Annotated in this window: 3 protein-coding genes; 1 reads left to right on the top strand and 2 read right to left on the bottom strand. The window is 75.2% G+C overall.

Features of this window, described 5'->3' with window-relative positions:
• A partial coding sequence (locus AOK15_RS38620; protein WP_157870500.1) for a tetratricopeptide repeat protein occupies positions 1–2,032 on the top strand: 2,032 nt, incomplete at its 5' end.
• Positions 2,033–2,126: 94 nt separating this feature from the next.
• Here AOK15_RS38620 and AOK15_RS38615 read toward each other — a convergent pair.
• Together AOK15_RS38615 and AOK15_RS38610 are read right to left on the bottom strand one after the other, a co-directional pair.
• Entirely contained in the window at positions 2,127–3,833 is a 1,707-nt protein-coding gene (locus AOK15_RS38615) for a bifunctional 3'-5' exonuclease/DNA polymerase (RefSeq protein WP_055523567.1), read from the bottom strand.
• 250 nt (positions 3,834–4,083) lie between these two features.
• Positions 4,084–4,356: Clp protease N-terminal domain-containing protein (locus AOK15_RS38610; protein WP_276206256.1), on the bottom strand; the 273-nt coding region annotated here is incomplete at its 5' end.

The raw sequence follows: 4,356 nt of genomic DNA, 5'->3' as shown, positions 1-4,356 counted from the left end.
CCGCTTCCCGGACGGCCAGCTGTACGTCAACCTGCGCGGCGCGACCCCGGGCATGACACCCCTCACGCCGGCCCAGGCCCTCGCCGCCCTCCTCCGCGACCTCGGCACCGACCCGCGCCGTGTCCCGGAACACCCGGACGCGGCCGCCGCGTTGCTCCGCTCGACGCTCGCGCCGACCCGCACGCTGATGGTGCTGGACGACGCCGCGCACGCCGCACAGGTACGCCCGCTGCTGCCGGCCGGCGCCGGGTGCGCGGTGATCGTGACGAGCCGTTCCCCGCTCACCGCGCTGGACGGCGCCCACCGCTTCCCGCTCGCCCCGCTGTCGGACGACGAGAGCGCCGCGCTGCTGCGCGCCGCGTCCGGACGCGCGGCCGGGCTCGACGCCGGGCACCCCCTCGTCGAGCTCACCGGGCGGCTCCCGCTCGCCCTCCGCGTCGTCGCGGCCCGCCTCGCCGCCCGCCGCGCACTCACCCCGGACGCGCTCGCGGGCCAACTGGCCGCCACCGAGAGCCGGTTGCACCACCTGGAGTACGACGACCTGAGCGTCCGCCGATCCCTCGCCGTCGCCCACGAGGCCCTGCGCGCCTCCGACCGCGAGGCCGACGGCGACGCCGCCCACCTCCTCCACCTCATCGGCGCCCTCGACCTGCCCGCCTACGGCGCCCCCCTCCTCGCCCGCCTGGCCGGCACCGACGAACGCCGCGCCGAGGACGCCCTCGACCGCCTCGTCGACGTCGCCCTGCTGGAGGAGACGACGTACGGCCGCTACGTCCCCCACGACCTCGTCCGCCACTTCGCCCGCGAACTCGCCGACACGGCCCGGACCGACACAGCCCAGTCCGGCGCGGCCGACGGGACGACGGCCCCGGCCGCCCCGGCCGCCCCGAGGACCCGCCTCGCCGTCGGGGGCGGGACCACCGATGCCCTCCGCTGGTATGCCGCCCGTGCCCGGGAGAGCCTGCTGGTGCTGCTCCCGCCCGGCCACGAACGCGACGAACGGCTCCGCACGACCCCGACGGAACCGGCGGCGACCGCCACGGAACCCTTTGCCTCCGCCGAGGAGGCCTTCGCCTGGGGCGACCGCGAACTCCCCAACATCGTCGCCCTCGTGGAGCGCTGCTCCCGCGAGTCCGGCGGTGACGGCGGGACGGCGGCGTACGCGCCCGCCCTCGTCCGCCACCTCTTCCCCTACCTCCACCGGGGCGGCCGGCTCGCCGAGCTGGACGTGCTCGGGGGGTACGCCCTGGACGTGGCGCGGTCGCTGGGGGACGACGAGGCGGAGGCGTTCGCGCTGACCGACCGGGCCGGGCTGCACTTCATGTCCGGCCGCGCCTCGGACGCGCTCGACCTCAACGACCAGGGCCTGACGCTGTGGCGGAAGCTCGGCGTCGTGTCGTGTGTACGGCGGTGCCTCAACAACCGGGGGCTCGTGCTGGAGAGCCTCGGCCGGTACGAGGAGAGCGAGGAGGCACTCCGCGAGAGCCTGGAGCTGTCCCGGCAGCTCGGCGACCCGTACGGCGAGGCCGTCACCTTCAGCCATCTCGGCAATCTGGTCAAGCACACCGACGCGCGGGCCGCCATCGCCCACCACGAGCGGAGTCTCGCCCTCGGTGAGATCGCCGACAGCGTCGTCGTACGGCACACCGCGCACTGCAACATCGGCTACGCCCACCTCAGGCTCGGTGAACCGGCCGCCGCCGTCCGCAGCTTCGAGCAGAGCCTGTGGGTCCTCGGCGACGACGAGGACTGGCAGGGCGAGTCCAAGACGCGGCTCGGTCTGGTCCGGGCCCTGCGCGAGCTGGGGCAGGCCGAACGGGCCGACCGCGAGTGCGCCCTCCTTCTCGACTTCGCCGTGTGCCGCGCCGACCAGTACGCCGTCGGCCTCGCCCGCCACCAGCGGGGCCTGCTCCTGCGGGCCGTCGGGCGCACCGAGGAGGCGCGCGACGAATGGCGGCGCGCCCTGGCCGTGCTCGACGGCACGGAGTCGACGGTGACGGGCGAACTGCGCCGCCTGCTGGGGGAGGAGTGAGCGGGGCGAGGGGTGTGAGGGGAACGAGGGGAACGAGGGGAGCGAGAGCGGTGAGGGGGAGCGCCTTCGGCCGGTGGCTCCGTCCGCCCCGCGGCTACTTCGCGTCGGCGTAGCACTCCACCACCGCCGTGGTGAACGGGAAGCGCACCGGTGTCTCCCCGAACGTCAGCCGCCCCGACAGCTCCGACGCCTCCCGGATGGCGGCCACCACCGCGTCCGCCTCCTCAGCCGGGCAGTGCACGATCACCTCGTCGTGCTGGAAGAAGACCAGCTCGGCGGCCATCCCGGCGAGGGTGCGGCGCAGCGCGGCGAGAAGCAGCAGGGTCCAGTCGGCGGCGCTGCCCTGGACGACGAAGTTACGGGTGAAGCGGCCGCGGGCGCGGGAGTTGGTGGAGGCGTACCCGGGCACCCACTCGGTCGTCTGCTCCTGGTCGCCGCCGTCCGGCGCGGCCTCGGCCTGGGGGATGCCCGCCTCCTCGCCCGCCGAGTCGGAGGCCCCGGCCGCGGGCGGGCACGTACGCCCCAGCCAGGTCCGCACCAGCCGGCCCTCCTCGCCCGCGCGGGCCGCGTCGTCGACGTACTGGACCGCCTTGGGGAAGCGGCGGCGCAGCGCGGCGAGGTTCTTCAGGCCGTCCCCGGACGTCTGCCCGTACACGGCGCCGAGGACGGCCAGCTTGGCCTGGTCGCGGTCGCCGGAGAAGGCCCGGTCGGAGACGGCCTGGTAGAGGTCGGTGCCGCGTCCGGCGACCTCCATGAGCCCTGGATCGCGGGAGATCGCGGCGAGGACCCTGGGCTCCATCTGGTCGGCGTCGGCGACGACGAGGCGCCAGCCGGGGTCGGCGACACAGGCGCGGCGGATCACCTTCGGGATCTGCAGCGCGCCCCCGCCGTTGGTGACCCATCGGCCGGTGACGGTGCCGTGGGCGAGGAACTCGGGCCGGAAGCGGCCGTCCCGGACCCAGTCCTGGAGCCAGGACCAGCCGTGCGCGACCCAGATGCGGTACAGCCGCTTGTACTCCAGGAGCGGCTTCACGGCGGGGTGGTCGAGGGACTCGATCTCCCAGCGCCGGGTGGAACGGATGCGGATGCCCGCCTGCCCGAACGCCTTGACGACGTCGGCCGGCAGATCGGGCCGCACACGGCGCCCGAACGCCCGCGACACCTCGTCGGCCAGCTCGGCCAGCCGCCGCGGCTCGCCGCCGCCCGCGTACCGCTCGCCGAGCATCTCGTGCAGGACCTGGCGGTGGACGTCCGCCCGCCAGGGCATTCCGGCACGGTTCAGTTCGGCGGCGACGAGCATCCCGGCCGACTCGGCGGCGGTCAGCAGCCGCATCCGGTCCGGGTGGGCGGTGGTGTCGTGCCGTCGCTGCTGGTCCGCGTAGACCTCGATGAGATCGGTGAGGGGGACGTGGACGGGGCGCGGCTCGAAGAGGGACGGCTGGGCGCCGGGTTCCGCGGCGCGGAGCGGCGGGTCCGGGGGGACCGGGGCGCGGCGCAGGCGGGCGAGGGCGGCGGCCGCGGAGCGGGGTTCGCCGAGACGGCCCTCGTGCCCGAGGAGCAGGGTCTCGGCGTCCTCGATGTCGTAGCACCGCTCGACGCGGACGCCGTCGGCGAGCAGCCGGGGGTAGATCTCGGCGGTGGCCCGCCACACCCACCGCCCGACGTCCGGCTCCCGCCGCCGCACGGCCTCCGCGAGGTCCGGCTCCCGTGTCACGGGTCCTGCGGGCAGCCCGTCCGGGCCGAGGGGGGCGAGCTCGACGCCACCGTCCTCGGTCGGAGCGAGAGCCCACCGGTCGGTCATGGGGTGAGTGTCGCAGGGGGGTCTGACAATGGGCGCCCAGGAGCTCGGGGGCGCGCTGTTTGTTCGGCGGGTGCGGGTGAGTGGGGGCTTGTCGCGCAGTTCCCCGCGCCCCTGAAAAGCGCTCGGGGCCGCGCCCCGTGCTTTTCATGAAGGCTGGGCCGCCAGGCCCATGCCTTCAGGGGGCGCGGGGAACTGCGCGACAAGCCACAACGCACCCGCACCCGAAAAGCGGCCCCACCGGCGCTACTACCTACCCTTCCGTCACCGCTCGCAGCGCCCGCGCCACGTCCTTCTCCGTCGCCGTCTTCGTGACGCCCAGACCGCTCAGGACGCCCTCCCCGTTCTCGAACTCCAGGAGCGCGAGGAGGAGGTGTTCGGTGCCGACGTAGTTGTGGCCCAGCCGCAGCGCCTCGCGGAACGTGAGTTCGAGGACCTTCTTGGCGTCGGAGCCGTACGGGATCAGTTCGGGCACCTCGTCAACGGCCGGCGGCAGCGCGGCCGTCGCCGCCTCCCGCAGCGCCTC

The sequence above is a fragment of the Streptomyces ossamyceticus genome (assembly GCF_001418475.1).
GTDB classification, from domain to species: domain Bacteria; phylum Actinomycetota; class Actinomycetes; order Streptomycetales; family Streptomycetaceae; genus Streptomyces; species Streptomyces ossamyceticus.
Note: the sequence above shows the minus strand (reverse complement) of the source record. Positions and strands in the feature narration are given on the sequence as shown.